The 24,946-nt window shown below is 68.0% G+C and carries 29 protein-coding genes; 11 read left to right on the top strand and 18 right to left on the bottom strand.

Features of this window, described 5'->3' with window-relative positions; genetic code table 11:
• Window positions 1-49 precede the first annotated feature (49 nt).
• Genes ACETK8_RS06600 through ACETK8_RS06590 form a run of 3 tightly spaced genes read left to right on the top strand, consistent with a single transcriptional unit; the run spans window position 50 to window position 1,418 of the window.
• Window positions 50-766, top strand: coding sequence for a hypothetical protein (locus tag ACETK8_RS06600; protein WP_374038720.1), 717 nt, complete (start codon window positions 50-52; stop codon window positions 764-766).
• Window positions 767-801: 35 nt separating this feature from the next.
• Window positions 802-1,071, top strand: coding sequence for a ribbon-helix-helix domain-containing protein (locus ACETK8_RS06595; protein WP_374038719.1), 270 nt, complete (start codon window positions 802-804; stop codon window positions 1,069-1,071).
• Complete coding sequence (locus ACETK8_RS06590; RefSeq protein WP_374038718.1) at window positions 1,068-1,418, top strand: type II toxin-antitoxin system RelE/ParE family toxin; 351 nt, start codon at window positions 1,068-1,070, stop codon at window positions 1,416-1,418. Before ACETK8_RS06595 ends, ACETK8_RS06590 begins: the two co-directional genes overlap by 4 nt.
• Here ACETK8_RS06590 and flhA read toward each other — a convergent pair.
• From flhA to fliF, 7 genes are read right to left on the bottom strand one after another with little or no spacing between them, the layout of a single operon-like run.
• Window positions 1,415-3,550: a flagellar biosynthesis protein FlhA gene (gene flhA, locus ACETK8_RS06585; RefSeq protein WP_374038717.1), complete on the bottom strand. Its 2,136-nt coding sequence runs from the start codon at window positions 3,548-3,550 to the stop codon at window positions 1,415-1,417. The two genes, ACETK8_RS06590 and flhA, sit on opposite strands and share 4 nt — an antisense overlap.
• Window positions 3,547-4,440: a class A beta-lactamase gene (gene bla / locus ACETK8_RS06580; RefSeq protein WP_374038716.1), complete on the bottom strand. Its 894-nt coding sequence runs from the start codon at window positions 4,438-4,440 to the stop codon at window positions 3,547-3,549. Before bla ends, flhA begins: the two co-directional genes overlap by 4 nt.
• Complete coding sequence (locus ACETK8_RS06575) at window positions 4,437-5,840, bottom strand: sigma-54 interaction domain-containing protein (protein ID WP_374038715.1); 1,404 nt, start codon at window positions 5,838-5,840, stop codon at window positions 4,437-4,439. Before ACETK8_RS06575 ends, bla begins: the two co-directional genes overlap by 4 nt.
• A gap of 36 nt (window positions 5,841-5,876) precedes the next feature.
• Window positions 5,877-6,206 carry a flagellar motor switch protein FliN gene (fliN, locus tag ACETK8_RS06570; RefSeq protein ID WP_374038714.1) on the bottom strand — a complete coding sequence of 110 codons (330 nt, stop codon included), beginning with the start codon at window positions 6,204-6,206 and terminating at the stop codon, window positions 5,877-5,879.
• Window positions 6,206-6,868 (bottom strand): flagellar assembly protein FlbE, encoded by a 663-nt coding sequence (locus ACETK8_RS06565; RefSeq protein ID WP_374038713.1) that lies wholly within the window; start codon window positions 6,866-6,868, stop codon window positions 6,206-6,208. Before ACETK8_RS06565 ends, fliN begins: the two co-directional genes overlap by 1 nt.
• Window positions 6,868-7,902 (bottom strand): flagellar motor switch protein FliG, encoded by a 1,035-nt coding sequence (gene fliG, locus ACETK8_RS06560; protein WP_374038712.1) that lies wholly within the window; start codon window positions 7,900-7,902, stop codon window positions 6,868-6,870. Before fliG ends, ACETK8_RS06565 begins: the two co-directional genes overlap by 1 nt.
• On the bottom strand, window positions 7,902-9,539 hold the full coding sequence (fliF, locus tag ACETK8_RS06555; protein ID WP_374038711.1) for a flagellar basal-body MS-ring/collar protein FliF: 1,638 nt from the start codon (window positions 9,537-9,539) through the stop codon (window positions 7,902-7,904). Before fliF ends, fliG begins: the two co-directional genes overlap by 1 nt.
• 171 nt (window positions 9,540-9,710) lie before the next feature.
• On the opposite strand from fliF, the gene ACETK8_RS06550 reads away from it, so the two are divergent.
• On the top strand, window positions 9,711-10,055 hold the full coding sequence (locus tag ACETK8_RS06550) for a hypothetical protein (RefSeq protein WP_374038710.1): 345 nt from the start codon (window positions 9,711-9,713) through the stop codon (window positions 10,053-10,055).
• A 238-nt stretch (window positions 10,056-10,293) separates the two neighbouring features.
• Here ACETK8_RS06550 and ACETK8_RS06545 read toward each other — a convergent pair whose 3' ends face one another.
• The 3 genes from ACETK8_RS06545 to ACETK8_RS06535 all read right to left on the bottom strand — a co-directional run bounded on the left by ACETK8_RS06545 (window position 10,294) and on the right by ACETK8_RS06535 (window position 12,326).
• Window positions 10,294-11,286 (bottom strand): alpha/beta fold hydrolase, encoded by a 993-nt coding sequence (locus ACETK8_RS06545; protein ID WP_374038709.1) that lies wholly within the window; start codon window positions 11,284-11,286, stop codon window positions 10,294-10,296.
• The gene (locus ACETK8_RS06540) at window positions 11,283-11,903 is read right to left on the bottom strand and encodes a uracil-DNA glycosylase family protein (RefSeq protein ID WP_374039359.1); all 621 of its coding nucleotides are present in this window, start codon (window positions 11,901-11,903) and stop codon (window positions 11,283-11,285) included. Before ACETK8_RS06540 ends, ACETK8_RS06545 begins: the two co-directional genes overlap by 4 nt.
• Window positions 11,904-12,008: 105 nt before the next feature.
• Complete coding sequence (locus ACETK8_RS06535) at window positions 12,009-12,326, bottom strand: DUF3253 domain-containing protein (RefSeq protein ID WP_374038708.1); 318 nt, start codon at window positions 12,324-12,326, stop codon at window positions 12,009-12,011.
• A 47-nt stretch (window positions 12,327-12,373) separates the two neighbouring features.
• Here ACETK8_RS06535 and ACETK8_RS06530 point away from each other — a divergent pair, with 47 nt between their 5' ends.
• The gene (locus tag ACETK8_RS06530; protein WP_374038707.1) at window positions 12,374-12,808 is read left to right on the top strand and encodes a PaaI family thioesterase; all 435 of its coding nucleotides are present in this window, start codon (window positions 12,374-12,376) and stop codon (window positions 12,806-12,808) included.
• Here the strand turns inward: ACETK8_RS06530 and ACETK8_RS06525 are convergent.
• The 3 genes from ACETK8_RS06525 to ACETK8_RS06515 form a co-directional block, all read right to left on the bottom strand.
• Window positions 12,805-13,425, bottom strand: a complete 621-nt coding sequence (locus ACETK8_RS06525) for a glutathione S-transferase family protein (RefSeq protein ID WP_374038706.1) — start codon at window positions 13,423-13,425, stop codon at window positions 12,805-12,807. The genes ACETK8_RS06530 and ACETK8_RS06525 overlap by 4 nt on opposite strands.
• Window positions 13,426-13,441: 16 nt before the next feature.
• Complete coding sequence (locus ACETK8_RS06520; protein WP_374038705.1) at window positions 13,442-14,713, bottom strand: NupC/NupG family nucleoside CNT transporter; 1,272 nt, start codon at window positions 14,711-14,713, stop codon at window positions 13,442-13,444.
• A gap of 147 nt (window positions 14,714-14,860) precedes the next feature.
• The gene (locus ACETK8_RS06515; RefSeq protein WP_374038704.1) at window positions 14,861-15,739 is read right to left on the bottom strand and encodes a branched-chain amino acid aminotransferase; all 879 of its coding nucleotides are present in this window, start codon (window positions 15,737-15,739) and stop codon (window positions 14,861-14,863) included.
• A gap of 82 nt (window positions 15,740-15,821) precedes the next feature.
• On the opposite strand from ACETK8_RS06515, the gene ACETK8_RS06510 reads away from it, so the two are divergent.
• The 3 genes from ACETK8_RS06510 to ACETK8_RS06500 all read left to right on the top strand — a co-directional run bounded on the left by ACETK8_RS06510 (window position 15,822) and on the right by ACETK8_RS06500 (window position 18,457).
• On the top strand, window positions 15,822-16,541 hold the full coding sequence (locus ACETK8_RS06510) for a response regulator (protein ID WP_374038703.1): 720 nt from the start codon (window positions 15,822-15,824) through the stop codon (window positions 16,539-16,541).
• Window position 16,542: 1 nt separating this feature from the next.
• Window positions 16,543-17,886, top strand: a complete 1,344-nt coding sequence (locus ACETK8_RS06505) for an ATP-binding protein (protein WP_374038702.1) — start codon at window positions 16,543-16,545, stop codon at window positions 17,884-17,886.
• Between the two features lie 85 nt (window positions 17,887-17,971).
• The gene (locus ACETK8_RS06500; protein WP_374038701.1) at window positions 17,972-18,457 is read left to right on the top strand and encodes a hypothetical protein; all 486 of its coding nucleotides are present in this window, start codon (window positions 17,972-17,974) and stop codon (window positions 18,455-18,457) included.
• Between the two features lie 326 nt (window positions 18,458-18,783).
• Here the strand turns inward: ACETK8_RS06500 and ACETK8_RS06495 are convergent, their stop codons facing one another.
• The 3 genes from ACETK8_RS06495 to ACETK8_RS06485 form a co-directional block, all read right to left on the bottom strand.
• Complete coding sequence (locus tag ACETK8_RS06495; RefSeq protein ID WP_374038700.1) at window positions 18,784-19,521, bottom strand: pyrroline-5-carboxylate reductase family protein; 738 nt, start codon at window positions 19,519-19,521, stop codon at window positions 18,784-18,786.
• Window positions 19,522-19,528: 7 nt separating this feature from the next.
• Complete coding sequence (locus ACETK8_RS06490) at window positions 19,529-20,029, bottom strand: YbjN domain-containing protein (RefSeq protein ID WP_374038699.1); 501 nt, start codon at window positions 20,027-20,029, stop codon at window positions 19,529-19,531.
• Window positions 20,030-20,113: 84 nt separating this feature from the next.
• A complete protein-coding gene (locus tag ACETK8_RS06485; protein WP_374038698.1) occupies window positions 20,114-20,404 on the bottom strand; it encodes an accessory factor UbiK family protein in 291 nt (96 codons plus the stop codon).
• Window positions 20,405-20,576: 172 nt separating this feature from the next.
• On the opposite strand from ACETK8_RS06485, the gene lgt reads away from it, so the two are divergent.
• The 3 genes from lgt to pgeF are packed head-to-tail and all read left to right on the top strand — an operon-like array spanning window position 20,577 to window position 23,292.
• On the top strand, window positions 20,577-21,449 hold the full coding sequence (lgt, locus tag ACETK8_RS06480) for a prolipoprotein diacylglyceryl transferase (protein WP_374038697.1): 873 nt from the start codon (window positions 20,577-20,579) through the stop codon (window positions 21,447-21,449).
• The gene (locus tag ACETK8_RS06475) at window positions 21,449-22,522 is read left to right on the top strand and encodes a class I SAM-dependent methyltransferase (protein ID WP_374039358.1); all 1,074 of its coding nucleotides are present in this window, start codon (window positions 21,449-21,451) and stop codon (window positions 22,520-22,522) included. Before lgt ends, ACETK8_RS06475 begins: the two co-directional genes overlap by 1 nt.
• On the top strand, window positions 22,519-23,292 hold the full coding sequence (pgeF, locus tag ACETK8_RS06470; RefSeq protein ID WP_374038696.1) for a peptidoglycan editing factor PgeF: 774 nt from the start codon (window positions 22,519-22,521) through the stop codon (window positions 23,290-23,292). The genes ACETK8_RS06475 and pgeF overlap by 4 nt, the downstream gene beginning before the upstream one ends.
• Before the next feature lie 374 nt (window positions 23,293-23,666).
• On the opposite strand, the gene ACETK8_RS06465 is transcribed toward pgeF, so the two are convergent.
• Both ACETK8_RS06465 and ACETK8_RS06460 read right to left on the bottom strand, forming a co-directional pair.
• Window positions 23,667-23,924 carry a DUF3297 family protein gene (locus ACETK8_RS06465; RefSeq protein ID WP_374038695.1) on the bottom strand — a complete coding sequence of 86 codons (258 nt, stop codon included), beginning with the start codon at window positions 23,922-23,924 and terminating at the stop codon, window positions 23,667-23,669.
• Window positions 23,925-23,994: 70 nt separating this feature from the next.
• Window positions 23,995-24,768, bottom strand: coding sequence for an SDR family oxidoreductase (locus tag ACETK8_RS06460; RefSeq protein WP_374038694.1), 774 nt, complete (start codon window positions 24,766-24,768; stop codon window positions 23,995-23,997).
• Window positions 24,769-24,946 lie beyond the last annotated feature (178 nt).

Raw genomic sequence — 24,946 nt, 5'->3', positions numbered from 1 at the left:
CTGTCAAAGTGTTCCAGCCGCGGGCTGTGCCGTTTCGGGAGAGGGTCTGATGTTCTGGTGGTGGTGGATCGCACCGACGGCGGTGGCCGTGATCGGCGTCATCATCCTGTTCGCGGGCCTGGGCTCCCTGTTCAAGGGCAAGCTGTTCGGCGGCTTCTTCGGCACGGTCGGCGGCGCGGCCCTGCTGGGCCTGGCGCTGAGCGCGGCCCTGCTCGGTCAGAACGTCCAGACCTATCAGCGCCTGACCTATGAGCGGCCGGTCGCGACCCTGTCGATCCGCCAGCTCGCGCCCCAGTATTTCGAGGTCGTTGTGGCCCAGCCCGCCGCCGGCGACCTGCCGGCCCGCACCGCCGTCTATCCGGTCAACGGCGACGAATGGCGGATGGAAGCCCAGGTCCTGAAGTGGAAGCCCTGGGCCAATGTGGTGGGTCTGGATTCCCAGTACCGGTTGGACCGCCTGTCCGGCCGCTACCAGAACATCGAACAGGAACGCACCGGCGCCCGCAGCGTCCACGCCCTGTCGGGCGGCGACGACAACGGCGGCGTCCTGGAATATGTGCCGTGGAACCTCAGCGTCTGGGACGTGGCGCGGAAGTACCGCCGCTACATCGACGCGGTGGATACCCTCTATGGCTCCGCCGCCTATATGCCGATGGCGAACGGCGCGACCTATGAGGTCTGGATCACCCAGTCCGGCCTGATCGCCCGCCCCACCAACGACGCGGCCCGCGCGGCGTCCGCGGGCGGGTTCATCCGGGTGAACTAGTGGCGCGGAAGCCCTTTCTGAGCTAGGCTTCACGGATGGATGACGCACCATTCAGATTGCCGAAATCCCTTGAGAGTTTCGTCGAGGAGCAGGTTCGATCCGGCGCCTATGCGGATCGGTCGGCCCTGATCAACGATGCGGTCGAACGTCTGAGTAAGAAAGCCGCGAACGACGAAGCCAAGCGTCAGCGCCTGAGAGCCGCGCTCGCGGACTCCGTCGAACGGCTCGACCGAGGCGAAGGCATCGAGGTTGAAGACCTCGACGCATTTTTCGATGAGATCATGACTGAAGCCACGCGTTCTTGAGGCGCATCCTCCTCGACATCACGGCGCGCTTCGACACGGTCGCCGTGGTCAACACCAGTTTCACGAGTTTCGGGCGTCTGGCCGCAGATCGTTATGGCGTTCTGATCAATCAGGCCTATCGCGACCTCGCGATGGACCCGGAACGGGTCGGCGCAAAGCCGTTCGAGAACGGCATCTACCTCTACCACCTGCGGAACTCCCGAAAAGGAACGCCGCCTCCAGATCGCGTCGCGCGTCCGAGGCATCTGATCGCCTACCGGTTCGATGACGAGATGATCCAGATCATCCGCCTTCTGCACGACCGGATGGACGTCGCCGCCCACGTTCAGGGCGTGCGGAACCGCTAGACCGACCCCAGCGTCCTCAGTCGCGCCTTCGGATGCACCTCGTTCTGGCTCATCACGACCGTTTGACCGCGGAAGCGCTCGATGATGGAGCGGACGTAGGGGCGGATCTGCGGCCCGGTCAGGAGGACCGCGCTTTCGCCCGCCATGGCGGCGCGTTCGAAGACATCGCGGACCGAACGGATGAAGTCCTGGAGCCGTGAAGGCGCCATAGCCAGTTGCTTGTCCTCGCCCTGCCCGACCAGGGCCTCGGCGAAGGCGGCTTCCCAGTCAGGCGACAGGGTGATGATCGGCAGGGCCCCGTCGTCGGCCTTGTGCTGCCAGCACAGCTGACGGGCCAGACGGGTGCGGACGTGCTCGACCAGGGTCGTGACCGACGACGAATGCGGCGCGGCCTCGGCCAGGCCTTCCAGAATGGCGCCCAGGTCGCGGATCGAGACCTTCTCGCGCAGCAGGGCCTGAAGCACCCGCTGCAGGGTGGTGACCGTGACGACCGATGGGATCAGTTCCTCGACCAGCTTCTTCTCTTCCGGGCCCAGCTCCTTCAGCAGCTTCTGCACCTCGGCGTAGGAGAGCAGATCCGCCATGTTCTCCTTGAGGATCTCGGTCAGGTGGGTCGTGAGCACCGTCGAGGGATCGACGATGGTGTAGCCGCGGAAGGTCGCCTCCTCGCGCAGGTTCTCGTCGATCCAGGTGGCGGGCAGGCCGAAGGCCGGCTCCTTGGTATGCTCGCCCGGCAGTTCGACCTGACGCCCGCTCGGGTCCATGGCCATCAGCGAGCCCAGACGCACCTCGCCGGCGCCCGCCTCCATCTCCTTGATGCGGATGGCGTAGCCCTGGGTCGGCAGGCGCATGTTGTCCAGGATCCGCACCGACGGCATGACGAAGCCGAATTCCTGCGCCAGGGCGCGACGCAGGGCGCGGACCTGATCGGTCAGGCGACGGCCCTCCAGATCGTTGATCAGGGTCAGCAGGGAATAGCCCAGCTCGATCTTGACCTCGTCGATGGTCAGGGCGGTGCCGATGGGCTCTTCGGCGTCATCCTTGGGCTTGGAGGCCGCTTCGGCGGCGGCCTTTTCGGCTTCGGTCGGTTGGGGTTTGAGCCTCGCCCTCCCCTGTCGCCAGGCCATGAAGCCGGCGCCGGCGGCCAGGGCCGCGAACGGGATGATCGGCATGCCGGGGATCAGGGCCAGCAGGCCGGCGGCGCCCGCGACCATGCCCAGGCTGACCGGGTTGGTGGCCAGCTGCTGGACCAGGGCCTTGTCGGCCGAGCCTTCGACGCCCGCCTTCGACACCAGGAAGCCGGCGGCGATCGAGATGATGATGGCGGGAACCTGGGTGACCAGACCGTCGCCGATGGTCAGCTGCACATAGGTGGAGGCGGCCTCGCCGATGGGCAGGCCATGCTGGACCACGCCGATCAGCATGCCGCCGATGGCGTTGATGGCCACGATGATCAGGCCGGCGACGGCGTCGCCGCGCACGAATTTGGAGGCGCCGTCCATGGCGCCGAAGAAGGTCGATTCCTGCTCCAGTTCCTTGCGGCGGATCTTGGCCTGGTCCTCGGTGATGAGGCCCGAGGACAGGTCGGCGTCGATGGCCATCTGCTTGCCCGGCATGGAGTCCAGGGTGAAGCGGGCCGACACTTCGGCAATCCGGGTCGAACCCTTGGTGATGACCACGAAGTTCACCACCAGGATGATGGCGAAGATGATGATCCCGATGATGAAGTCCCCGCCCATCATCAGTTGGCCGAAGGCGTTGATCACCTGACCGGCGGCGTCGTGGCCCTCGTGCCCGTGGGTCAGGACCAGACGCGTAGACGCCAGGTTCAGGCCAAGACGGAACAGGGTCGAGACCAGGAGCACCGTCGGGAAGATGGCGAAGTCCAGCGGGCGCTTCATCATCAGCGCCGTCATCAGGATCAGCACCGACGACACCAGCGAGATCGCCAGCAGCAGGTCCAGCAGGAATTTCGGGACCGGCAGGATCAGCAGCAGGATGACGCCGATAACGCCGACGGCCATCCCGACCTCGCCGCGCATCAGCCAGCCGCGAATGTCCGCGCTGGACGGGCGGGCCATGCCGTCCTTCATCAGGACGGGCTGGGCGGACGGGGCGGGAACGTCGCTCATGCGCGGCCGAGCGTGGTCAGGGCCATCCGGGTCGCCTCGGCGATGACGGCGGCGTTCTGGGCGTCGGTCGTCTCACGCGTGGCGTGGTAGTAGGCGGCGACGATGACCGGCTCGCCCGAGGGCGGATACAGGATGCCGATGTCGTTGGTCGGGCCATAGCCGCCCGTGCCGGTCTTGTGCGCCACGCGCCAGTCGGCGGGAACGCCCGCCTTCAGCCGGTCCATGCCGGTCGGCGAGGCGAACATCCAGCCCAGCAGCAGGGCCTTGGAGTCGGCCGACAGCGGCGTCGCCGCGTCGATGAACAGGCGGTGGATGTTGGCGACCGACTGAGCCGGAGTGATGGTGTCCTTGTCGCCGTCCAGGCGGTTCATCTCGGGCTCGAACCGGTCGACGCGCGTCGAGGCATCGCCGATGCCACGATAGAAGGCCTGCATGGCCTCGATGCCGCCGAGCGCCTTCAGCAACAGGTTGGCGGCCGGGTTGTCCGAGACCTCGGTCGTGGCCTTCATCAACTGCTCGACGGTCAGGGTGGAGCCGATGGCGGGCTCTGTGACCGGGGCGTGGTTGATCATGTCGGCGCGGGTGATCGGGATGGCCCGATCCAGCTGCTCTTGACCGGCCTGCACCCGCATCAGGGTCGCGGCGGACAGATACATCTTGAAGGTCGAGCAGTAGACGAACCGTTCGTCGCCGCGCGCCGTCAGGACCCGGCCGGAGCCCAGGTCGTGGGCGACGAAGCCCAGGCGGCCGCCGCCACGCTGTTCCAGCGCCGACAGGTCGAAGGCTTCGGGCGCCGGAGGGGCGACGGGGGCGGCGGCCTCACCCTTGGGCGCACAGCCCATCAGGCCGAGCGCGCCGAGGCCCGCCAGAACGGTCCGACGATCGGTCACGCCGCGCTCGAGCCGTAGGCGCCCGTGGCGATGCCGGTCTGGGGGGCCATGATGGTCGTGCCCTCGTCGGCGTATTCGTTCAGCTTGTTGCGGAGCGTGCGGATCGAGATGCCCAGGATGTTGGCCGCGTGCGTCCGGTTGCCCAGGCAGTGGCTCAGCGTGTCCAGGATCAGGGTCTTTTCCATCTGGGCGACGGTCTGGCCGACGTAGGCGCGGGACACCGCATCCGCCGTCTGGGCCGCACGGGCGGCGACACCGCCGGACATGCCAGCGTCGACTGAGGCCCCCGCCGTCAGGGGCTGGCCGTCCGGCAGGCGGATGGCCTCCACGTCGATCTCCGGACCGACCGCCAGAAGGACGGCGCGGTGCATGGCGTTTTCGAGTTCGCGGACGTTGCCCGCCCAGCGGTGCGAGGTCAGGGCGCGTTTGGCGTCCAGCGAGATCGGACGCTGGGGCACGCCGTTGGCGGCGGCGTATTTCTTGACGAAGTGATCGGCCAGGACGGCGATGTCGCCGGGACGTTCGCGCAGGGCCGGCAGGCGCAGGTTCACGACGTTCAGACGGTACAGCAGATCTTCGCGGAACGTGCCCTCGGCCACGGCCTTGGCCAGGTCGCGGTTGGAGGTGGCGATGATGCGGATGTTGACCGGCACGGGCTTGGTCCCGCCGACACGGTCGATGACCCGCTCCTGGATCGCGCGCAGCAGCTTGGCCTGCAGCCGGGCGTCCATCTCACTGATTTCGTCCAGCAGCAGGGTGCCGCCGTCGGCCTCCTCGAACTTGCCGATGCGACGGGCCACGGCGCCGGTGAAGGCGCCCTTCTCGTGCCCGAACAGTTCGGATTCCAGCAGGTTGTCCGGGATGGCGGCGCAGTTGACGCTGATGAACGGACGCTCGGCGCGCTTGGAGTTGGTGTGGAGGTAACGGGCCATCACCTCCTTACCGACGCCGCTCTCACCCGTGATCAGGATGGAGGCTTCGGAGCGGGCGACCTGGTCGGCCAGCTGGGTCACGGCCTTCATGGCCGGGTCGGCCGAGATCATCGGGCGCTCGTCGTCGGCGACGGCGGCCAGGACGGCGGCGATCAGGTCGGCGTCGGGCGGAAGCGGGATGAACTCCTTGGCCCCCGCGCGGATGGCGGCGGCGGCCTTCTCGGCATCGTTATCGACGCCGCAGGCGACCACCGGCACGAAGATCCGTTCCAGCTCGTTCGCAGCGATCAGACCGGCGATGTCGAGGTTGTAGTCGACCATCAGCAGGTCGGCCCCCTGCCCGCGCCGGAGCTGTTCCGTCGCCTGGTCCGCGCGTTCGACGTGATTGACCTTGGCGCCGTGCGCCATGGCCATCTTCACCGCCGCCGCGAGCTGGCCCGAGAGCCGTCCAACCACCAGAAGCCGCATGGGTCTTCTCCTCTAAACTCTTACGCAGGACCCGGCCTAGACGGCCGAATCCTCGGTCTTGATGATTTCCGTCATGGTCACGCCCAGGCGGTCTTCGACGACGACGACCTCCCCGCGGGCGACCAGACGGTTGTTGACGAAGATATCGATGGCCTCGCCGACCTTGCGGTCCAGCTCCAGCACGCTCCCGCGATTCAGCTTCAGCAGCTGGGCCACCGTCATGTGGGCCTTGCCGAGCACGGCGGAGATGTTCACCGGCACGTCAAAGACGGTCGACAGGTCGGCGGCGGACTTGTCGCCAAGCTCGTCCATCGTGGCCAGGGCGGTGGAGTCGGGGAACTCCTCCAGGGCGAGATCGTCAGCCATCAGAAGTCACTCCCGTGCGGCAGGGATTCGGCGTGCCCGGCCTCGGCGGCCAGGGCGTTGGTCAGGGCGGTGGAGATGCGCTCGGCGGCGGCCTCCGGATCGAAGTCGGCGCGGCCGTCGGCCCATTCCAGCTGGAAGGCGGCCAGGGGCAGGCCCGGGTCCTCGCGGAAGGCCACCATGCCGGTGAAGCCCGCGTCGACGCAGACGGCCTGGATCTTCTCCTGCACCGCCGGGGCCAGACCCGAGGCGCGGACCACCAGACGGGGTGAGCCGTCGATCTCCTGCCCCAGGGTCTCCAGCGCCGATTGCAGCGGCCCGATCGGCAGGCGCTCCAGGGCGGCGGCCGCAATGACACGGGCGGCGGCCAGCGCCAGGGCGGCGGACTGTTCGCGATGGGTCTGGGCGACATGGGCCAGCGCAGGGATCGCCTGCCCCATGGCCTGGCCGATGGCGGCGACGGCCATGGCCTCGATGCTGGCGGCCTCGGCCAGGGCGGCCTCGCGCGCCTCGAACCGGGCCTGGGCGACCAGGGCCTCGACCTCGGACGGCATGTAGGCGCGCTTGGTCGGGCGGAAGTCGGACGCGCGCACGACCGATCCCGATCCGTCGAACTCGGTGTCGAAGGAGAAGGGCCGCGCGTTCAGGGGGGCGTGATCGGTCATCAGTAGATCAGCTCATCGTCGCCGGACGCGCCGGCCAGCATGATCTCGCCGCGCGCCGCCAGGTCCTTGGCGACCTGCACCATGGCCATCTGGGCGGTGTCGACGTCCTTCAGACGCACCGGGCCCATGGATTCCATGTCCTCGCGCATGATCTTGGACGCGCGCTCGGACATGTTGGTGAAGAACATTTCGCGCAGGGTCTCCGACGCGCCCTTCAGGGCCAGACCCAGGGAATCCTTCTCCACCGACCGCAACAGGGTCTGCACCCCGCCGGGGTCCAGCTTGTTCAGGTCCTCGAACACGAACATCAGGGCGCGGATGCGCTCGGCCGACTCGCGGTTGCGCTCTTCCAGGGCGCCGATGAACCGGGCCTCGGTCTGGCGGTCGAACGAGTTGAAGATGTCCGCCATCGCCTCGTGGCTGTCGCGCTTGGAGGTGCGGGCCAGGTTGGACATGAACTCGACGCGCAGGGTCTGTTCGATCTTGTCCAGGATCTCGCGCTGCACCGGCTCCATGCGCAGCATCCGCTGCACGCACTCCAGGGCGAAGTCCTCGGGCAGGGCCGTCAGCACGCGGGCGGCGTGGTCGGGCTTCACCTTCGACAGGACCACGGCGACCGTCTGGGGGTATTCGTTCTTCAGATAGTTGGCGAGGACCGCCTCGTTCACATTGCCCAGCTTGTCCCACATGGTCCGGCCGGCCGGACCGCGGATTTCCTCCATCAGGCCGTCGACCCGGTCGGCGGGCATGAAGGAGGCGAGCAGGCGCTGGGTCTGGTCGAACGAGCCCATGACCGAGCCGGAGCCCGACATGCCGGACACGAACTCGACCAGCAGCTCCTCGACCACCTGGGCCGAGACGGTGCCCAGACCGGCCATGGCCTGGGAGATTTCCTTCACCTCGTCGTCGTCGAGGTTCTTCCAGAGCTGGGTGTGCTCCTCGCCCAGCGACAGGAGGATGACCGCCGCCTTCTCAGGGCCGGTCAGCTTCTTGGCGTCGTCGACGGACTGCTTCTTGGTGATGAGTTTGGCCATCAGCCTTCGTGAACCCAGCTACGAAGGATGGAGGTCGATTCATCCGGGTGGGCCTCGACGAAGTCGGCGACCTTCTTGACCGAGGAGGCCTTCACCTGACCCTCGATGCGGGCGATGTCGAGCCGGCTGTCCATGTCGGACGGGCCGCCCAGTTGGCCGGCCATGCCGCCCGCGCCACCGACGACGGTGGTCTGGAGCGAGGTTACGGGCATGCCGTTGGCGCCGGCCAGGGCAGGCGCGCCGCCCGCGCCGGACGCCGACTTCAGCAGCGGACGCAGGACGAAGAAGATCAGCAGCAGCCCCGTGACCAGCAGCACCAGCAGCTCCACGCCGCGCATGATGTCGTTCTTGTCGAAGTTCAGCAGGGGCGAGCCGCCGTCCGTGCCGCCCGCCGTGATCAGGGCGTCGCGGTTGAAGCGGACGTTGGTCACCCGGATCTGGTCGCCGCGCGCCTGGTCGAAGCCCATGGCCGCCTTCACCAGATCCTCGATCTGGGTGATCTCTTCCGGCGTGCGGGCGGTGTAGGTCGGCTCGCCGCCCGGCTCGGCGGCGGGGGTCAGCTTGCCGTCCACGGCCACGGCGACCGAGAGCTTCCGAACCTCGCCCGGCTCCTTGGTCGTGGTCGTCGTGGTGTTCGAGATCTCGTAGTTGGTGGTCTCGGTATTGGCCTGTTCGGTCGAACCGGCGGGCGTATTGCCCGGCGCCTGGCCGCCTGGAACGTTGTTGGTCGCCGTGGCGCCGCCGTCCGGCGTGCCTTCGGTGCTCTGGGACTGGGTGCCGTTGGTCGAGGTCGAGCGGACGACCTGACCGTCGGGATCGTATTTCTGCTCCTGGGTGGTGGAGCGGCTCATGTCGATGTCGGCGGTGACCTGAACCCGCGCGGCGCCCGGACCGACCACGCCCTCGACCAGGTTCATGATCCGGGCCTGCAGCTGGGCCTCGGTATTGGTCTTGGCGGCCTCTGCGGTGGCGGAGGTGAAGCCCTCCTCGTCGTCGGCGGCGGCCAGGGTCTGGTTGGTCTCGTCGACCACGGTGACCTTGCCGGGCTTCAGGTTCGGCACGGACGAGGCGACCACGTTGCGGATGGCGCGCACCTGATCGGCACTCAGCGCGCGACCGCCCAGACCGACCACGACGGCGGCGGTGGGCTCGGCGGCGTTCTGGGCGAACAGTTCACGGCGCGGCAGGGCGATCTGAACCCGGGCCGAGGAGATGCCACGCATCGACATGATGGTGCGGGCCAGTTCGCCCTGCAGGGCGCGCTGTTCGGAAATCTGCTGCTGGAACTCGGTCTGGCCCAGCACCGACTGGTTGTCGAACAGCTCGTAGCCGACCGAACCGGAGCTCACGAGCCCCTTGCCGGCCAGCATCAGACGCGCCGTACCGACGTCGTCGCGATTGACCATGATGGTCGAGCCGTCGCCGCGCGTGGAATATTTGATGCCCGCCTGTTCCAGCGAGGCGGTGATCTCGCCGGCTTCGCGCAGGTCGAGGTTGGAATACAGCAGAGCGTCCGGCGCCTGACCGACGCGCATCATCATGGCCACGAGGATGGCGGCGACGCCGGCCCCTACGCCCAGGATCATGGCCAGACGCCCGATCCCAAATCTCTGCAATGCCGCCGTGAAGCCGCCCACGCGTCCCGCCTGATACTGTGCGGGGTCGTCGACTGCCCTCGCTAGGCAGAAAGTGCCGCGTGCGTGGTTAACGGCGGTTTAAGTGTCGAAGTGAACGGCGCGATATTCGGGGTTAATCGCCGTGCTGGGCATGATATCATTGCGGAAACACCGCCCACGACGAGCCCTTCCATGCTGACCGCCCTGATCGCCGCCGCCATGATCCAGCAGGCCGAACCCGCCTTTCCCCGCAGCTACTGGGTCGCCCAGCAGTGCTCGGCGATGCTGACCCTGATCGGACTGAAGCGGGCGGAGCCGGAAGACGGGCCGATGCGGACCCTGGGCCTGCGCGCCTCCCGGCTGGCCGACGAACTGATCCCGGTGGGCCGGACGCCCGAAGAGAAGGCCGCCGACGTCGCCGGCGTCCGCAACATGCTGTTCCAGACCGTGGGCCGTCCGGACTCGCCCGGCTTCGGCGACCGTGTTGAAGCCCTGGCGCCCCAGGCCGAGCGTTGCCGGGTCATGCTGGGCGGCTGATCGACCCCGCATCGACGTCAAGGATAAAAATCTTTCTGGCGCCCCGAAACACGGCCCCGCCTGCCTGAGCGGCCTGTTTCGCGTCTCTTGTCTGGCCAAGTCCGAAACGCCCGTACAATGGCGCTCACGGTTCGCGGAGAGTGCGGACATCGAAGCGGTCTCGTCCGTTTCGTCCGTTTTGTCCGCTTCGGTTCGTCCGGACGAAACGGACGAAAACAGAGCGCCGACCTCCGGGTCGCTACTGACGCAGCTCCTCGACCACCGACCCCGCCCCTGACGGCAGGACCGCATTCGGATCGGCCAGGATCGCCTCTACGTCGCGGAACATGACCTCGGCCTGCCAGTCGCGGTTCAACAGGTGCCAGCCCTCCGGATACCAGGCCGTCCTGAGGTTCTCGGGAGCGCCCGCCCGGTCCAGCGCCCGACGCATCGGCCCCTTCTTGATGACCTCGTCGTTCGCCCCATACATCAGGATGGCGGGCCCCTTCACCTGCCCCAGCTTGTTCGTCGCGCTCTCCATCAGGTCGACCAGGCCGTAGAGGGAATCGAACCGGGTCGAGCGGATGAAGCCGGGGTCGTTCCCGTTGGCGACCAGTTCCATCAGGTTGTCGGTCGCCAGATAGCGGCGAACGGCCCAGTCCGGCGGCGTGATCGAGCGCGACCCCATCAGCCGCGCCGTGGTCCAAAGACTGACCCGGTTCAACGGGTCCTGGCTGGACCAGCCCCAGACGGCGGGCGCCAGAAGGATCAACTGATCGGCGACCGGCGGACGATCGGAGGCGAAGGCCGAGATGGCCACGGCCCCGCCCATGCTCTCTCCCGCCACGGCGATCCGGGCGTTCGGATGACGGGCGCGGACCAGGGCGACGACGGTGCGAAGATCCTCGACCATCCGCTCTTCCCCGGCCCAGACGCCCCGCCCCGGCGCGGCGCCGAAGCCGCGCTGGTCGTAGGCATAGGTCGCGATGCCGTGCTCGGCCCACCACGGCCCCGCCAGTCGGAAGGCGGCCGAATGGTCGTTCATCCCGTGCAGGCCGATGACGATGGCGCGGGGCTCGGCCGGCCCCCAGTGCAGGTAGGGCAGCCTTCCCCCGTCATCGACGACGAAGGCGTCCGCCTCGATCCTCGGCCCCGCGAACCCGGCGGGCGGCGTCAGCGGCGGCTGGATATGGGGCGTGGCGCAAGCCCCGAGAGCCAGCAGAATCACGGTGAAGGCCAGGGCGCGGATCATGCGGCGAGCATGCCAGCGACCCTTTGGCGAAGATACGGCACGACCTCATCCTCGAACCACGGATTGCGTCGGAGCCAGGCGGTGTTCCGCCACGACGGGTGCGGCATCGGCAGGACGGCGGGCGCATACTCCCGCCAGGCCCGCACCGTCTCGGTCATATTGGCCTTCGCCCGGTCGCCCAGGGCCCAGGCCTGGGAATAGCCCCCGACCAGAAGCGTCAGCTCCATCTTCGGCAGCGCCTCCAGGAGCCGGGGCCGCCACAGCTCGGCGCACCGCTTCGGCGGCGGATAGTCCCCGCCCTTCGGGGCCGTGCCGGGATAGCAGAAGGCCTGCGCCGCCACCCCGATGCGGTGATCGGCGTAGAAGGCCTCGTAGTCGACGCCCATCCAGTCGCGCAGCCGGTCGCCCGACGGATCGGTGAAGGGCATCCCGCTCTCATGCACCCGCCGCCCCGGCGCCTGGCCGCAGATCAAGAGCCGGGTCTCCGGAAAGACCCGCACCACCGGACGCGGCGTATGCGGCAGCTCGCCGAGACAGGCCCGGCAGGCGCGGATGTCTTCCAGGACCTCGTCGAGGTTCTCTCCCGCCCGCTCATCCCCGCGAAAGCGGGGACCCAGTGCTTTGGGCGCGCCGCTCTTGGAGATGTTCCGGGACGCCGATTCCACGCAACCTGCCTCACGAAAGAACTGGGGCCCCGCTTTCGCGGGGATGAGCGGAGAGGTTTAATCCTCGAACTCGTCGTTCGCCTTGGGCGGCAGGGCGGCCAGGGCCGCGGCGGTCTCCGCCTCGGTCGGCAGACGCAGCCGGGTCACGCCCTTGAAGTCGTTCGGATCGACGACCTTGCCCTTCTTGGTGATGGTCAGCTTGCCCTGGCGCATCAGACCCAGCGCCGTCGCCCGGACCTTGGGCAGCATCCGCTGCCACTGTTCCGGCTGCAGGACCTTGGCCACTTCGGCCGGCTCCACGGACTTGCCGTCGACGCCCTTGGGGTTGGCCTTGGCAATGGTTTCGAAAATTGCCGCTTCGATTGGATCGCTCATCGGGCCTATATGCTGCACTGCAAGATCAAAAAGAAGGCGGGTTTCGGATGGTAGCGAAGATCACAGTCACCGAGGGCGAGTTCGCCGGCTGGCAAACCTACGACCTGCACGGCACCTTCGACCAGACCGTGGGGCCCTTCTATTTCAAGCCGGACCCCGACGGCCGCATGCGCTGCGCCTTCCGCGCCGAGCCCAAGCACATGAACGCCGGCGACCGGATGCACGGCGGCTGCCTGATGACCTTCGCCGACATCTCCCTGTTCCAGACGGCCTATCAGGAGATGGAGGGCAAGAACGGCGTGACCGTCCAGCTCGATTCCACCTTCATCGACGGCGCCCGCGTCGGCGAACTGGTCGAATCGACCGGCGAGGTGGTCCGCGCCGGCGGCTCCCTGATCTTCGTGCGCGGCCAGATCACCACCGGCGACCGCAGCCTGATGACCTACTCCGGCATCATCAAGAAGTTCACGCCGAGGACCTAGACCCCGACCTTCGCCGCCGGGCGGGCGCGGCAGTCCTCCAGCCAGCGCGCGAGGTTGGTCAGTTCCTCGGGCGGGCGGTATTTGACGATGCGGGCGAAGTCCAGGCCCACCACGCCCACGATGTCGGCGATGGTGAAACGGTCCAGCGCGATGAACGGATGGTCGGCCAGATGCCGGTCCAGCGTCCGCATGAACCGCTCGGCCGCGACCCGGTTGTAGTCGGCGACCTGAGGCTGCTGCGAGCTTTCCAGCGCCGCCAGCGCCGGATGGGTCAGGCGGACGTTCAGCATGATGGGGTTGGCCAGATAGAACTCGCACCGGCGGGTCCACATCTCGACCACCGCCTGCTCGCGGGCGTCGACGCCGAACAGGTTGGGCTCGGGGTACAGGGCCTCCAGATAGCGGCCGATGGCGACCGATTCCGAGATGGTCGTGCCGTCGTCCAGCTCCAGCGCCGGGACGTGGGGGACGCCGACCCTGGCGCGATACTCGGGCGTCTTGTGCTCGCCCGACATGATGTCGATGGGCACGATCTCGACGTCCTCGATGCCCTTTTCGGCCATCACCCAGCGGACGCGCCGGGGGTTGGGGGCGCGGTGGCTGTCGTAGAGTTTCATCGAGGGCGTCTCCGGTTTAGCGGAATATGGAGGCGGGCATGGCTCCCACAACCGCCGCCGTCATCAGGGTGGCGAGGAAACCGGCGAACAGCGCCTTCCACACCATGCCCAGAACCTCCTCCCGACGCTCGGGGATCAGGACGGACAGGCCCGTGACGGTGATGCCGACCGACCCGATATTGGCGAAACCGCAGAGCGCATAGGTCAGCAGCATGCGGGTCCGTTCGCTCATCTCCCCGACCGGCACCTCGCCCAGACGGATGAAGGCGACGAACTCGGTCAGGGTCAGTTTGACGCCCAGCAGCCAGCCGGCCTTGCCCGTCTCGGCCCAGTCGATGCCGATCAGCCAGGCCACCGGCATGAAGATCCAGCCCAGCAGACGCTCCACCGTGACGTGATCGCCGAACAGCCAGAAACCGCCCAGCATGATGTTCACCAGGGCGACCAGCGCCACGAAGACGATCAGCACGGCCGAGATGTTCAACACCACCATCAGGCCGTCGGCCGTACCCTTCACGATGGCGTCGATGGCCGAGTCGTATTTCAGGGCCGAGCCGTAGTCGGCGACCTGACCGCCCTCGCCCGGCTTCTCGGGGATCATGATGCGGGCCAGAAGCACGCCCGCCGGCGCCGAGACGATGGAGGCGACCAGGACGTGGCCGGCGGCGTTGGTCAGCGTCGGCGCCAGGATGGTGGCGTAGGCGACCATGGTCGATCCGGCGACGGTCGCCAGGCCCACGACCATCATCAGGAAGATTTCCGACCGGGTCAGCTTGTCCAGATAGGCGCGGATGACGATCGGGCTCTCGACCATGCCGAGGAAGATGTTGGCCGCGACCGCCAGGGCCGAGGCGCCGCCCAGACCCATGGTCTTCTGGAACAGGATGCCGAACCCGTGGGTCAGCCACTTCAGGATCTTCCAGTGCCAGAGCAACGCCGACAGGGCCGAGATCACCAGGATCATCGGCAGGACGTTGAAGGCGAAGGTGAACATCCCGGCCGGGTTGGTGACCTGATAGGGCTGGTCCCCGCCGGCCAGCCAGCCGAACACGAATTTGGCGCCCTCGGTCGTGGCCAGGGACAGGCCGTCCACCGCGCCGGTGATGGCGGCCAGCACGTTCTGCGAGCCCGGAATGGCGAACAGACCCAGCACCAGCAGGGCCTGCACCCCGATGGCGCCCAGCGTCAGCCGCCAGGGAAAGGCGCGCTTGTTTTCAGACAGGCCCCAGCAGGCGGCGACGATGACGACGAGCCCCAGAAGGCTCTGAAGGTTCAGGATGCTGAACAAGGACGGTTTTCCCCACACCGGCGTCGCCGGGTCCGTTCCCGGTTGAACGCGACTGCGCGCCGGGCCGCAAGCCTATTTGTCGCAGGCTGGAATGCGAAACGGCCCGGCGTCGCCGCCGGGCCGTTCGTCGGTCTCGATCAGACCGGCCTATTTGATGCCGCGCACCAGCTTGCCGTAGTCGTCCATCAGCGTCAGCGACAGGTCGCCCGGCGTGAAGGTGTAGTCGCCGATCGACTGGACCGGGGTCACCTCGGCGGCCGAACCGGTCAGGAAGCACTCCGAGAACGTCGACAGTTCTTCCGGACGGATGTGGCGCACCACGACCTCGATGCCCTTGGCGCGGGCGATGTCGATGACCGTCTGGCGCGTGATGCCGTTCAGGATATGGGTGACGTCAGGCGTATGGATCACGCCGTCCTGCACGAAGAAGACGTTGGCGCCGGTCGCCTCGGCGACATAGCCGCGCCAGTCCAGCATCATGGCGTCGGCGAAGCCGCGCTTCTCGGCCGCGTTCTTGGACATGGTGCAGATCATGTAGAGGCCGGCGGCCTTGGCCGTCGTCGGGGCCGTGGCCGGGTCCGGGCGGCGCCATTTGGCCCACTCCAGCTTGATGCCCTTCTTCTTGACCTCGGGGTCGAAATAGCTGGGCCAGTCCCACACGGCGATGGCGACGTGGGCCTTGTTGTTCAGGGCCGAGACGCTGACCTGTTCCGGGCCCAGGAAGGCGACGGGACGGATGTAGGCATCCTCCATCCCCATCTTGATGCAGGTGTCCTTGCAGGCCTGATCGATTTCGGCGACGGAGTACGGCAGTTCGAAATCCAAGAGGTTGGCGGACCGATGCAGACGCTCGGAATGCTCTGTCAGCTTGAAGATTTCGCCGCCATACATACGCTCACCCTCGAACACCGACGAGCCGTAGTGGAGGGCATGGGTCAGAATATGCGTTTTCGCTTCCCGCCAGGGAACGAATTCGCCATTCACCCACAGCCAACCGTCACGATCGTCGAAAGGAACCAAGGCCATTGAACAACGTCTCCTGCGAAGATTTGCCGGTTAGAACGCCCGAAGCGCCGAAGGTCAACGCCATCCGCATCGGAATGTTCGCATGAGCAGCAGTCGTTCAGGGCCCGTGGCCGGCGCCGGCGTCGGTCGTCACCTGCTGATCGTCGACGACGACGACCGGATTCGCGAACTCCTGAAGGAGTATCTGGCGCGCGAGGGCTATCGCGTGACCGGCGCCGCCCACGCGGCCGCGGCGCGTCGTCTGATGGAGCTGATCGAGTTCGATCTGGTCGTGCTGGACGTGATGATGCCGGGCGAGAGCGGGCTGGAGCTGACCAGCTGGGTCCGCAACAAGGCCCAGTTGTCGAAGACGCCGGTTCTGCTGCTGACGGCGCGGGGCGAAGCCTCGGACCGCATCGACGGCCTGTCGCGCGGCGCCGACGACTATATGTCCAAGCCCTTCGACCCGAAGGAGCTGGCGCTGCGGATCGATGCGATCCTGCGTCGCACCGGGGTCAAGCCGATCATGCCGCGCGAGATTCGGCTGGGTACCGCCATGTTCGACCTGGAGCGGCTCGAGCTGACCCGCGACGGCGCGCCCATGCGCCTGACCGAGGCCGAGGCGCAACTGCTTAAGACCCTGGCCCTGCACGCCCATGCGCCGGTCGAGCGGATGGACCTGTCGCCGGACACGGCCGACATCACCGGTCGCGCGGTCGATGTGCAGGTGACGCGTCTGCGTCGCAAGCTGGAAGCCGATCCGAAGAACCCGCGCTATCTCCAGACCGTGCGCGGCATCGGGTACATGCTGGCGCCCGACTGACATGAGGCTGCTGCCCTTCCCCGTCCTGGCGCGGTTCCTGAAGCGCAGGCTGCCGACGTCGTTGTGGGGACGGTCGCTGCTGATCATCGTCCTGCCGATCCTGATCATGCAGGGGGCGGTGACCTGGGCCTTCTTCGACATGCACTGGCAGACGGTGACGGCGCGCCTGTCCGAGGGGCTGGCCGGCGACGTGGCCTGGGCGGCCGAAAGCTATCGCGACGAGCCGACGGAGGCGAACCTGGCGGCCATCGCCGACCGGGCCGAGCGATCCATGCAGCTGTCCGTGGCCCTTCGGCCCAACACGACCCTGCCCGACGAACAGAGGCGCGGGCCGATCGGGGTGGTGGACCGGACGCTGGAGGCGGCGCTGGCGGCGCGGCTGGACCAGCCTTTCTGGTTCGATACGACCCGCTATCCGGCCTATGTCGACATTCAGGTGCAGCAGCCGACCGGGGTCCTTCGGATCATCGCGCCGCGTGAGCGGGCGGTGGCGACACAGGCCCATATCTTCGTGCTGTGGCTGATGCTGGCGACGGTGCTCCTGATGGGGGTCGCCATCCTGTTCATCCGCAATCAGGTCCGGGCCATCGAACGGCTGGCCGAGGCGGCGGAGGCGTTCGGGCGGGGCGAGATGTCACCCAGCTTCAAGCCCCACGGGGCGCGCGAGGTCCGTCAGGCGGCCGTCGCCTTCCTGGCCATGCGCGACCGGATCCAGCGTCACATCGAACAGCGGACGGCGCTTCTCGCCTCCGTCAGCCACGACCTGAGGACGCCCCTGACCCGGCTGCGTCTGGAACTGGCCCTGGCCCCGCAGTTCAAGCGTCAGAGCGCCATGAAGGGCGATCTAGACGAGATGGAGCATATGATCGACGAGTATCTGGCCTTCGCGAAGGGCGAGGCCGGAGAGGCGCCGCAGCCCGTCGATGTCTCCGCCCTGCTGCAGGCTGCGGGCGAGGACGTGAAGCGCGCCGGCGCCGAGGTCGAGATCGCCGCTCCCGCCGCCCTGACGGCGTCGCTGCGACCGCTGGCCTTCAAGCGGGCCCTGACCAATCTGGCGGGCAATGCGGCCTCGCACGGGGAGCATGTGCGGCTGTCGGCGCGGCCCCTGCCCTCCGGCGGGCTGGAGATCGCGGTCGAGGACGACGGGCCGGGCATTCCCGACGAGATGCACGAGGAGGCCTTCCGCCCCTTCAGCCGTCTGGACGAGAGCCGCAACCAGAACCGCAAGGGCGTGGGCCTGGGCCTGGCCATCGCGCGGGACGTGGCGCGCGGGCACGGCGGCGACATCACCCTGGCGCGCAGCGATCTGGGGGGCCTGCGCGCCCTGATCCGCCTGCCCGGATAAGGCCGTTCACTTTCGGCGGCGTCTACTGGTGAAAGAGCCCTCGCAAGCGCATCTTGAGAGGGACAGGGAAACATCGGAGACCGTCATGCGTCGCTTCGCCTTCATCGCCCCCCTCGCCCTTGCCGCCGTCCTGGCCGCGCCTGCCATGGCCCAGCAGGTCACCGTCACTGTCGGCGGCGACCTGACCGACAAGGTCGAGGAACTGGGTCAACGCGACGTGGATCGCCAGATCGAGCGGCTGCAGAGCGTGGTCGAACGTCGTCTGGCCCGCGAAAACGCCCTGCAAGGCGCCACGGTCAACCTCGTCCTCACCGACCTGAAGCCCAACCGGCCGACCTGGCAGCAGGCCGCCGACAAGCCCGGCCTGTCGATCATCGACAGCATCTCCATCGGCGGCGCGACCATCGAGGGTGAGATCGTCACCGCGGACGGCCAGACCCTGCCGGTCCGCTACTCGCGCTATTCGTCGTCCCTGGCCGATGTGCAGGGCTACACGACCTGGCAGGACGCGGACCGGGCGTATGACCGGCTGGCCGGCAATCTCGTCTCGGGGCGGCTGGTCTCGAGATAGAGGCCGGCCCCCGCTTTAGAATTTATTCCTCACCAAGCCTTGCGTTCGCGCCCGGCGTCTCCATCTGAGGCTCGGTCTTTGACACGTCAGGCAATCAAACCGCGCAGCTCGGCGGCCGGCATTTCCGATAATGCCTGCACTGTCAGCGGCCGTGAGTCATCAAGCCGCTGTTTTCGCGGACTTTCCCTTGCACTGTCTTGCACTCGAAAATCCCGCGACAGTGCAAACTTGCCGACCCATGGCGTGGCACTTTGGCACTTTGGCACTTTGGCACTTTGGCACTTTGGCACTCCATTTTCGGAAACAGTGCCAACCGGCTCTCGGCCTCAGTCGCCTCGAGCGAGCGCCTGAGCCCGGCTGACGGCGGCCTGAACCGCCGCGGCTCCCGCGCCGTTCAGATCGGCGTCTACGAGGGCGTCCAGACCCGCTCGCGTCGTGCCTCCAGGCGAGGCGATGCGGGCGATCAGGTCTTCCAGAGAGGCGTCAGTCCCGGCGCCGGATCCGGCCGAGCGAAGGGCGCCGCGCGTCAACCGTTCGGCCGCGTCCTGCGTCAGTCCGGCCTCGACACCTGCCGCCGCCAGCGCCTGGGCCAGGGCGTAGAAGAAGGCGGGGGCGGAACCGGCGACGGCGGTGGCGGCGTCCAGCATCGCCTCCTCGTCCAGATCGACGGTGTCGGCGATGGGGTCGAACAGACGGTGGGCCAACGCACGAGCGGGTTCGTCGGCGGACCAGATCGCGGCCACCCCCTGCCCTTGCGCAACGGCGGTCGTCGGCATCACGCGAGCGACGGGGCGGCCCGGCGCGGCGGCGGCGAGATCATCCGCGAGGACGCCGGCCATCACGGAAACCACGACCGCATCGACCGGCAGGGTCGCCAGCAGCGGCGCCACGGCCTCGCGCCAGGCGGCGGGCTTCACGGCGACGACCAGGGCCTGGGTCTCGGGCGGGCAGACCGGCGGGACGGCGCGGGTCAGGATGGTGGGATCGGAGACGGCTCCGGTCAGCCGCCAGCCCTCCGCAATGGCGGAGCCGAGGCGGCCGTGGCCGAGGAGGGTCACCCGCATCGGCGGCTCAGGCCGTGCCGACGGTCTCGAACAGGCAGCTGTCGATCGCGTCCTGGGGCTTCTTGTTGCCCCGGATCATGAAGTCGAAGGCCGGGTAGTAGCGGTCGGCGGCCTCGACGGCGGCGTCGATCATGGACGCGGCCTGGGCCAGGGTCGGACGCTCGCCATGCGGCAGGGCCAGGGAGTGGCGGAAGACGATCTCGCCATCCTCGGCCCAGACCTCGAAATGGCCCATCCAGGTCCGCTGGTTGACCATGGAGACCAGCTCATAGGCGGCGTTGCGCCGCGACTTGGTCGCGCGCAGGTCCAGGGCGCAGCACAGTTGCAGGCAGTCGCCCTCGGGCCGCCAGGCGAACCAGAGCTCGTAGTCCTTCCAGTCGCCGGCCAGGGCGAAGGCCAGATCGCCGTCGTCCGTCCGGTCGAACGGAAGATTCTCGGCGTTCAGCACATGCTCGACCACGTCCAGCGGATCGTAGGGGACATCGACCTCTTGTCCGGCAGCATCCATTCGGGGGTCTCGATCTCGTGGGAGGAGCGGCGACGACTCAGTGTCGCCTGTGAATTTGACGGTAGGCGTGTTCGCAGATTCGTCTCAACCGGCTGCGTCCGGGAGACGAGTTCCGTCTGTGGACGTTCCCTTTTGAGGCTTCTTCGGCTTGGTTTCGGGTTCGCCTTTGAGGGTCGCCAGCTCGGCGCGGAGCGCCGAGACCTCGGCCTTCAGGGCGTCGAACTCGTCCTTGCGGACCAGATCCATCTCGGCGGCGAAGCGATCGGCCTGGGCGCGAAAGGCGGTCTTGGCCTCCTCGCCGGCGGCCTGGGCCAGCCCCATGGCGCTGGTCGAGAGCTTGGCGAACTCGTCGAGGAAGGGGTTGCGCGTCTGCATCGAAAGGCTCCGGCCCGGCGGCGGGTGGTTAAGGGAGGGTTGCCTGATATGGTGAACGAAACCTTTCCAGACACCCCTCGATCGGGGGCAATCGGGGCATAAACGTGTCACGCTCGCGCGACGCATCGGCGCTTGCTAAGGGGCGAGGGAAACCTTCGCAGGAGCGACTGGCTTGCCCTTTCCCGAGTTCGATCCCGTCCTGATCCACCTGGGGCCCCTGCCCATCCGCTGGTACGCCCTGGCCTATGTGGCCGGGATCGTGCTGGGCTGGATCTATGCGGCGCAGATCCTGAAGACCGAACGGGTCTGGGCGCCGGGCAAGCCGCCGCTGACGGGGCCGCAGCTGGACGACCTGATCCTGTGGATCACGCTGGGCATCATCCTGGGCGGCCGGATCGGCTACGCCCTCTTCTACAAGCCCGTGATGTTCGCCCAGTTGTTCACGGGCGCCGACCTCGCGGAGCGGCTGGAGCTGTTCCAGCTGTGGACCGGCGGAATGTCGTTCCACGGCGGGATGCTGGGCTGCACCCTGGCGGTGCTGGTCTACGCCTGGCGGACCAAGGCCAATGCGCTGAGCATCGGCGACATGGCCCTGGCGGCGGCGCCGATCGGCCTGTTCTTCGGGCGGCTGGCCAACTTCGTGAACGGGGAGCTGTGGGGCCGGACGACGGATGTCCCGTGGGCCATCCGGTTCTGCAACGCCCGCATCGAGCAGATGTACGGCTTCTGCCCCGCCGGGAATGAACCCCGCCACCCCAGCCAGCTATACGAGGCGGGGCTGGAAGGCCTCTTGCTGTTCATCATCCTGGGTCTGGCGATCTGGAAGTGGAAGCTCTTGGCCAAGCCCGGCTATGTCACCGGCCTGTTCCTGGTCGGCTACGGCGCGTCGCGGGCGCTTCTGGAGAACGTTCGCCAGCCGGACGCCGGGATGGAGCATTTCCCTCTGGGCCTGACCATGGGGATGATGCTGTCGATCCCGATGATCCTGGTCGGTCTCTGGCTGATCCAACGGGCGTGGAAGCGGCCGCCGGTCGCCGCAGCCTGATGAGCCTGAAGGAGCGGCTGGCGCGGGAGATCGCCCTGACCGGGCCGATGACGGTCGCCGACTATGTGACCCGGTGCCTGCACGATCCGGCCGAGGGCTACTATGCGACGCGGCCGGCCCTGGGGGCTCAGGGGGACTTCATCACCGCGCCCCTGGTCAGCCAGATGTTCGGAGAACTGATCGGCCTGTGGGCCGTGGAGACCTGGCATCGGCTGGGGGCGCCGGAGCGGTTCCGGTTCGTGGAGGTGGGGCCGGGCGACGGGACCCTGATGGACGATGCGCTCAGGGCCGCGCGGGTCGCGCCGGGGTTCCTGGAGGCCTGCGACCTGATCCTGATCGAGCCGTCGGGGCCGTTGCGGCAGGTGCAGGAGCGGCGGCTGAGCCAGGCCGATGTCTCGCCGCGCTGGGTCAGTTCGTTGACCCAGGTGGAGACCGACGCGCCGGTCATCCTGATCGCCAACGAGGTGCTGGATTGTCTGCCCGCCCGCCAGTTCGTGCGGACCGAGGGCGGGTGGGCCGAGCGGCGGGTCGGGGTCACCGACGAGGGTGGGCTGACGTTCGGGCTGGTGGGGATCAGCGGGGGCTTCGACAAGCCGCCCTATGAGATCGAGCCCGGTCAGGTCATCGAGATCTCGGAGCAGCAGGCGGCCTTCGGGCGGGACCTGGGGGCCCTAGTGCATCAGGCGTCGGGAGCGGCGCTGCTGATCGACTATGGGCGGGACCGTCCAGGGCCGGGCGATACGCTGCAAGGCCTGTGGCGGCACTCCAAGGTCGATGTGCTGGAGAAGCCCGGCGAGGCGGACCTGACCCAGTGGGCGGATTTCCCGGCGGTGCTGGAGGCAGCGATCCGGTCGGGCGCGGACGTCACCGGCTGCTTGGGTCAGGGCGCGTTCCTGAGGCGGCTGGGGATCGAAGCGCGGGCCGAACGGTTGTCTTCGGCAAGGCCAGCCTCGGCGCCGGTGATCGCGCGCCAGTTGGACCGACTGATCGCGCCCGACCAGATGGGCGAGCTGTTCAAGGCGGCGGCGATCTTCTCGCCCCGCAGCCTGAGCGTACCGGGGTTTGAGGCATGAGCGACCTGACGCCGATCACCCATCCGCTGCTGGAGCGCGAAGGCGTTCGCCACGGCTTCTTCACGCGGCAGGGCGGGGTCTCGACGGGGCTCTATGCGGGGCTGAACACCGGCCTGGGGTCGTCGGACGCCCCGGAGGCGGTGGCCGAGAACCGGCGGCGGATCGCGGCGCACATGGGCGGCGGGTCCGACGATCTGGCGGCCTGCTACCAGATCCATTCGGCGATCACGCGGGTGGCGGAAGGCCCCTGGGCCGGCGAGCGGCCGGAGGGGGACGCGGTTGTGACGGCGACGGCGGGGGTGATCCCCGGCGTGCTGACGGCCGACTGCGCGCCGGTGCTGCTGGCGGATGCCGAGGCGCGGGTCGTGGGCGCGGTCCATGCGGGCTGGAAGGGCGCGCTGGGCGGGGTCGTCCATTCGGCGGTAGCGGCGATGGAGGCCCTCGGGGCGAAGCCGGGGCGGATCGTCGCCGTGGTCGGGCCGTGCATCGCCCAGGCCAGCTATGAGGTCGGGGCCGATTTCGAGGAGCGGTTTTCCCACCACGATCCGGGATCGGAGCGGTTCTTCATCGCCGGGACGACGGCCGAGAAGCGGATGTTCGACCTGCCGGGCTTCGTCCTGTGGCGGCTGGAGCAGGCGGGGGTCGGCGAGGCCGCCTGGACCGGGCACGACACCTGTGCGGACGAGGCGGCCTTCTATTCGAACCGGCGGGCGTTCCAGCGGGGCGAGCCGGATTTCGGGCGGCTGATGTCGGCGATCGCCCTGGTGTGAGGATTTGGCACTGTTTCCGAAAATGGAGTGCCACGTGCCACGTGCCAACTGAGTGAAATCAGTGCGTTAAGCGTGAAGGCGCGCGGCGGAGTGCCAGATTATGCGAAATTTTCGCGTGGGCCTGGCGGGGCTGAAGCCGTGATGGACATGTCAAAGACCGACCTTGGCAAATGGGGTCGGTCTGTGAAGGCGCAAGAGGCGAGAGGGAAATAATTCCTCACTCGATCTCTAGCCGTTCACCCCAGCGAAGGCTGGGGTCCAGATGGAGGACATGGCTGCCGGATCAGAGTGACCGGTGGGGCGCCCCACCCGTCTGAGTCTGGGTCTGGACCCCAGCCTTCGCTGGGGTGCACGGATGTGCTGGTGAAGGGCGCTTAGCCCTCTGCCTCTTCAGCCTCGCTCTGGAAGTACGGCTCGACCGTGCCTTGCAGTTTGACGGTCAGGGCGTTGCCCTTGCGGTCGACGGCCTTGCCGACGGCGAGGCGGACCCAGCCTTCCGAGACGCAGTATTCCTCGACGTTGGTCTTTTCCTCGCCCTTGAAGCGCACGCCCACGCCGCGCTGCAGCAGTTCGGCGTCATAGTATTTGCTGCTCGGGTTGACCGAGAGGCGGTCGGGGGGCGTGTCGGACATGGCGGGGCCTTCGAGAAACTTGAGCGGGGGTGCATAGCCGCCCCCGCTCGATCCGACAACGTCGAAGGGCTCAGCCGAGGCCGGCGAAGCCGCGCCCGACGCTCCAGCCGCCGTCGGCGGGCAGGACGACGCCGGAGACGTAGCGGGCGTAGTCGGAGGCCAGGAACAGGCAGACGTCGGCGACGTCATCGACCGTGCCCAGCCGGTTCAGCGGCACGGCGCGGGCGGCGGCGACCTTGGCCTCGGGCGTCGGGGCCAGACGGTCCATGCCCTCGGTGCCGTCGATGGGACCGGGCGAGACGGAGTTCACCCGCACCCCCTCCCCGCCCCATTCGATGGCCAGGGTCTTCGTGATCATGTCGACGCCGGCCTTGGCGGCGCAGACGTGGACCTGAAGCGCCATGGGGATCCAGGCCTGGGGCGCGGTGATGTTGATGATCGAGGCGCCCGGCTTGGTCAGGTGTTCGTGGGCCGCCCGGAGCACATGGAAGGTGCCCAGGGTGTCGATGTCGGTGACGGTCTTGAAGCCGTTGGAGCTGAGGGCGGCGGCAGGGACCGGGAAGTTGCCGGCCGCGCCGGAGACGAGGACGTCGATGGTGCCGCGCTTCTCGCGGAAGTCGGCGACGGCGGCCTTCACCGCGTCGAAGTCGCGGACGTCCAGGCTGTAGCCCAGGGCCGGGGTCTGGCCGGAGAGCTGTGCGACGGCGGCGTCGACCTTGTCCTGGCTACGGCTGGCGACAGCGAGTTTGGCCCCGGCCTTGGCGAAGGCCCTGGCGATGCCGAGGTTGATGCCGGAGGTGCCGCCGAAGACCATGACGGTCTTGCCGGTGAAGTCGAAGGCCATGTGTCGCTCCCTGTTTTTCTCACCGTGCACCCCAGCCCCCGGGTCCCGCAATGCCGGCCCGAGGATAAACCAAGGGCTGCGGTCCAGATGGAAAACTCAGAGGGCGGTCAGACGCTCTGGTGCTTTTCCAAGCCGCCTGAATCCGTGATCTGGACCCCAGCCTTCGCTGGGGTGCACT

The sequence above is a fragment of the Brevundimonas staleyi genome, from assembly GCF_041893865.1.
GTDB lineage: Bacteria > Pseudomonadota > Alphaproteobacteria > Caulobacterales > Caulobacteraceae > Brevundimonas > Brevundimonas staleyi.
Note: the sequence above shows the minus strand (reverse complement) of the source record. Positions and strands in the feature narration are given on the sequence as shown.

What these genes read in the sequence shown, in the direction of transcription:
- ACETK8_RS06600 (WP_374038720.1), top strand. Translation starts at nt 50, where the DNA reads ATGTTCTGGTGGTGGTGGATCGCACCGACGGCGGTGGCCGTGATCGGC.
- ACETK8_RS06595 (WP_374038719.1), top strand. Translation starts at nt 802, where the DNA reads ATGGATGACGCACCATTCAGATTGCCGAAATCCCTTGAGAGTTTCGTC.
- flhA (WP_374038717.1), bottom strand. Translation starts at nt 3,550, where the DNA reads ATGAGCGACGTTCCCGCCCCGTCCGCCCAGCCCGTCCTGATGAAGGAC.
- ACETK8_RS06575 (WP_374038715.1), bottom strand. Translation starts at nt 5,840, where the DNA reads ATGCGGCTTCTGGTGGTTGGACGGCTCTCGGGCCAGCTCGCGGCGGCG.
- fliN (WP_374038714.1), bottom strand. Translation starts at nt 6,206, where the DNA reads ATGGCTGACGATCTCGCCCTGGAGGAGTTCCCCGACTCCACCGCCCTG.
- ACETK8_RS06565 (WP_374038713.1), bottom strand. Translation starts at nt 6,868, where the DNA reads ATGACCGATCACGCCCCCCTGAACGCGCGGCCCTTCTCCTTCGACACC.
- fliG (WP_374038712.1), bottom strand. Translation starts at nt 7,902, where the DNA reads ATGGCCAAACTCATCACCAAGAAGCAGTCCGTCGACGACGCCAAGAAG.
- ACETK8_RS06550 (WP_374038710.1), top strand. Translation starts at nt 9,711, where the DNA reads ATGCTGACCGCCCTGATCGCCGCCGCCATGATCCAGCAGGCCGAACCC.
- ACETK8_RS06545 (WP_374038709.1), bottom strand. Translation starts at nt 11,286, where the DNA reads ATGATCCGCGCCCTGGCCTTCACCGTGATTCTGCTGGCTCTCGGGGCT.
- ACETK8_RS06535 (WP_374038708.1), bottom strand. Translation starts at nt 12,326, where the DNA reads ATGAGCGATCCAATCGAAGCGGCAATTTTCGAAACCATTGCCAAGGCC.
- ACETK8_RS06530 (WP_374038707.1), top strand. Translation starts at nt 12,374, where the DNA reads ATGGTAGCGAAGATCACAGTCACCGAGGGCGAGTTCGCCGGCTGGCAA.
- ACETK8_RS06525 (WP_374038706.1), bottom strand. Translation starts at nt 13,425, where the DNA reads ATGAAACTCTACGACAGCCACCGCGCCCCCAACCCCCGGCGCGTCCGC.
- ACETK8_RS06515 (WP_374038704.1), bottom strand. Translation starts at nt 15,739, where the DNA reads ATGGCCTTGGTTCCTTTCGACGATCGTGACGGTTGGCTGTGGGTGAAT.
- ACETK8_RS06510 (WP_374038703.1), top strand. Translation starts at nt 15,822, where the DNA reads ATGAGCAGCAGTCGTTCAGGGCCCGTGGCCGGCGCCGGCGTCGGTCGT.
- ACETK8_RS06505 (WP_374038702.1), top strand. Translation starts at nt 16,543, where the DNA reads ATGAGGCTGCTGCCCTTCCCCGTCCTGGCGCGGTTCCTGAAGCGCAGG.
- ACETK8_RS06500 (WP_374038701.1), top strand. Translation starts at nt 17,972, where the DNA reads ATGCGTCGCTTCGCCTTCATCGCCCCCCTCGCCCTTGCCGCCGTCCTG.
- ACETK8_RS06495 (WP_374038700.1), bottom strand. Translation starts at nt 19,521, where the DNA reads ATGCGGGTGACCCTCCTCGGCCACGGCCGCCTCGGCTCCGCCATTGCG.
- ACETK8_RS06490 (WP_374038699.1), bottom strand. Translation starts at nt 20,029, where the DNA reads ATGGATGCTGCCGGACAAGAGGTCGATGTCCCCTACGATCCGCTGGAC.
- ACETK8_RS06485 (WP_374038698.1), bottom strand. Translation starts at nt 20,404, where the DNA reads ATGCAGACGCGCAACCCCTTCCTCGACGAGTTCGCCAAGCTCTCGACC.
- ACETK8_RS06475 (WP_374039358.1), top strand. Translation starts at nt 21,449, where the DNA reads ATGAGCCTGAAGGAGCGGCTGGCGCGGGAGATCGCCCTGACCGGGCCG.
- pgeF (WP_374038696.1), top strand. Translation starts at nt 22,519, where the DNA reads ATGAGCGACCTGACGCCGATCACCCATCCGCTGCTGGAGCGCGAAGGC.
- ACETK8_RS06465 (WP_374038695.1), bottom strand. Translation starts at nt 23,924, where the DNA reads ATGTCCGACACGCCCCCCGACCGCCTCTCGGTCAACCCGAGCAGCAAA.
- ACETK8_RS06460 (WP_374038694.1), bottom strand. Translation starts at nt 24,768, where the DNA reads ATGGCCTTCGACTTCACCGGCAAGACCGTCATGGTCTTCGGCGGCACC.